This window comes from Phenylobacterium sp. (genome assembly GCF_004299445.1).
Taxonomy (GTDB): domain Bacteria; phylum Pseudomonadota; class Alphaproteobacteria; order Caulobacterales; family Caulobacteraceae; genus Phenylobacterium.
In genome coordinates this window covers 1-2,469 of sequence record NZ_SCTC01000084.1, presented here as the reverse complement: position 1 = coordinate 2,469, position 2,469 = coordinate 1, and the positions used below count along the sequence as shown (strand labels likewise).

Annotated in this window: 3 protein-coding genes; 1 reads left to right on the top strand and 2 read right to left on the bottom strand. The window is 67.7% G+C overall.

The genetic code is table 11. The features are described from left to right. The first annotated feature begins 458 nt into the window (after positions 1-458). Positions 459-782, top strand: a complete 324-nt coding sequence (locus EPN98_RS23905; RefSeq protein WP_293365489.1) for a hypothetical protein — start codon at positions 459-461, stop codon at positions 780-782. 52 nt (positions 783-834) lie between these two features. Here the strand turns inward: EPN98_RS23905 and EPN98_RS23900 are convergent, their stop codons facing one another. Both EPN98_RS23900 and EPN98_RS23895 read right to left on the bottom strand, forming a co-directional pair. Continuing rightward, complete coding sequence (locus EPN98_RS23900) at positions 835-1,791, bottom strand: alpha/beta hydrolase (RefSeq protein ID WP_293365487.1); 957 nt, start codon at positions 1,789-1,791, stop codon at positions 835-837. A 52-nt stretch (positions 1,792-1,843) separates the two neighbouring features. After that, a complete protein-coding gene (locus tag EPN98_RS23895; RefSeq protein WP_293365486.1) occupies positions 1,844-2,173 on the bottom strand; it encodes a hypothetical protein in 330 nt (109 codons plus the stop codon). Between the last annotated feature and the right edge of the window lie 296 nt (positions 2,174-2,469).

Sequence of the window (2,469 nt, the reverse complement as noted above, 5' to 3'; positions counted from 1 at the left end):
GGTTCGGCCTTCGCCGCCGCAGCCAGCGTCGTCGCCAATCCGTAGGCGCAGTCGACGAGCCCCTCCAGCATCTGGAGCTCACGCGCATCGCGGGCGGCCTCGGTCGACATGAGAACAAAGATAGAACATTGAATAGTGATCTTCAAGATGCGGCGATGGGTGGCTCCCCCACTTTTTTGAACGTCATCCCCGGGCTTGTCCCGGGGATCCATCCATCGGCGGCGAAGCGGTGTGAGCAGGCCGCCCGGGCGGCCTGCCGGTCGAAGCCGCGCGGCGGAACCATGGATCCCCGGGACAAGCCCGGGGATGACGTTCAGGAGGGGTCGGAAACCTAGTGCTGGCTGACATCCAGCAGGTCCGCTTCGCAGTGAATTGAGCAAGGTCCGCTGCAGGGCTCAGCGGCGAGTTCGGGTTTCGACCCTTTGCGGACTCTAGGGAGGCCATGTCACTCTGAGCAAATGATCGACCCGATCCGCACTAGCTCCGTGGAACAGCCCGGGCCGTTTCAGGTCACCTTTGAAGGGCCCACCGGCCCCTACCGTCTTAGTTTCCAGCCTGACCATGACGAGGGACACTTCGACGTGGCAGTCGGTGACCAAACTATCGTCTGGCATGTGGAAGTATGTGAGCGCACCGCCACCGGCTGGAGCCTGGGCGGAATGACCCGCGGGATGAAGGGTCTGTGGGGCGACGACTACTGGTTCGAGGTGCTCTTCGGCGAAGGCATGCGGGCGGAGTTTAGCCTGCAAGGACTCGCCCGAACCGATTTCCCGCCACCCTGAGGAACGTCCGCAACCCACCCATCTCAGTCCCTCGGAGCGTCAGCTCTCCGACCTACCGCTTCAGGCGCCCTTCGAACCAGGCGACCATCTCGGTCATGGCGTCGGTGGCGTAGGCGTCGGTCTTGGCGGGGTCGCCTTTGACGTAGAAGTCGTGGTCCGCGCCCGGATAGGTTTTCAGGCGGTTTTCGACGCCGGCCTTGTCGAGGGCCGCCTTCATCATCTCGCTCTGCGCCAGCGGCACGCCGCGGTCGGCGTCGCCGTGCAGCAGCAGGGTCGGCGGATCGCGGGCGTCGACGCTGTGGATCGGCGAGACCGAGGCGAAGAGCCGGTCCTCGAAGGCGATGGGGCCGACCTTGGGGCGGCCCTGCAGCAGGACGGCCAGGTCGGTGGGCGGGAAGTAGGCGACGACGGCGGCGACACGGTTGCCGGAGCGCTCCAGCGGGTTGGCGGCGGCGGGGTCTCCGTCATCGGCCATCAGGCCGGCGACGAGCGCCAGATGGCCGCCGGCGCTGGCCCCCCAGACGCCGATCCGCTTGGGGTCGGCGCCGTAGTCGGCGGCGTGGGCCTTGATGTGGCGCATGCCCAGCCGGACGTCGGTGACCGCATCCGGAACCTGAAATCGCGGCGCCGAGGAATGGTAGAGCGCCACCACGGTGAAGCCCTTGTCGATCAGCGCCTGATAGCGGGCCTGGCGTTCTTCCGGCGGGGCCCATGACGATCGCCAACCGGCGGACACCATGTTGACCACCAGCGCGCCGTTGGCGCCCTTCACCGGCCTGAAGACGTCGTAGGTCAGCGCCATGCCGTCGCGGTGGCCGTAGATGACGTCGCGGACGTAGGTGGCGGTCTTGAGTTCCGCGGGCGTCGGCGCGCGAAGGGCGTTGCGGGGATAGCCGCTGAGCGGGGGCCCGGGGTCGGCGGGCGGCGCGGCCGGAACCTGCGCCACCGAGGCGGCGCCGGCGCCGACGGCCAGGAGGAGAGCGAGCGCGGCGCTCCGGATCATGTTCATGGACGGTCCCCCCTTGGCTTTTCTTGGAGCCTAGCGAAGCCGAGGTTTGGCCCTACTGCAAGGCAAGCTCGCCCGACGCGCCGTCGCGGAAGTCGTCGGCGCCGACGAAGGCCACGCTCTCATCATCGAGCACCCACATGCCGATGAAGGACGGATGGGTCGGATCCAGGTCCTCGTCGAGCAGGTCGCCGTCGTGCACCGACACGTTGCTGTAGTCGAAGTCCAGGGTGAGCTGTGCGGCCAGCCCCAGCATCTCATCGGCCATGCGGCGGGCGTAGCCGATGGCTTCGCTCTCGTTCGCGAAATCGTCCACGAGCGTGTTGACCTCGGCCGCCTCGGCGTCTTGCGCGGCGCTGGTGGTGACGATGGTGTAGGCGGGCATGGCGATGTCTCGGAGCTGGGAAACCCCTCACCTAGCCTGTTCCGAGGTGGAGCGGGTGGGGAACTGAGAGACCGTCGTTCGGGGGGAGGTGAGCGCCGGCGTGTGTCGGACGTTTGCGGCGGGCCCCGGGCGTCGGCTTGTGGGGTGGCAAGGTCCCGAGTTCGAGCCTTAGCGTACCCTTACCTCCCCCGCGAAGCGGCGGGAGGGGGACCAGTCGCCGAGCGCAGCGGAGAGCGACTGGTGGAGGGGGCGAGCCTCAGGCTCAGCGGAACGATTGGCCGTGTTTGGCTCAGCAG

Coding starts and splice junctions, on each gene's coding strand:
- EPN98_RS23905 (WP_293365489.1), top strand. CDS start 459: ATGATCGACCCGATCCGCACTAGCTCCGTGGAACAGCCCGGGCCGTTT.
- EPN98_RS23900 (WP_293365487.1), bottom strand. CDS start 1,791: ATGAACATGATCCGGAGCGCCGCGCTCGCTCTCCTCCTGGCCGTCGGC.
- EPN98_RS23895 (WP_293365486.1), bottom strand. CDS start 2,173: ATGCCCGCCTACACCATCGTCACCACCAGCGCCGCGCAAGACGCCGAG.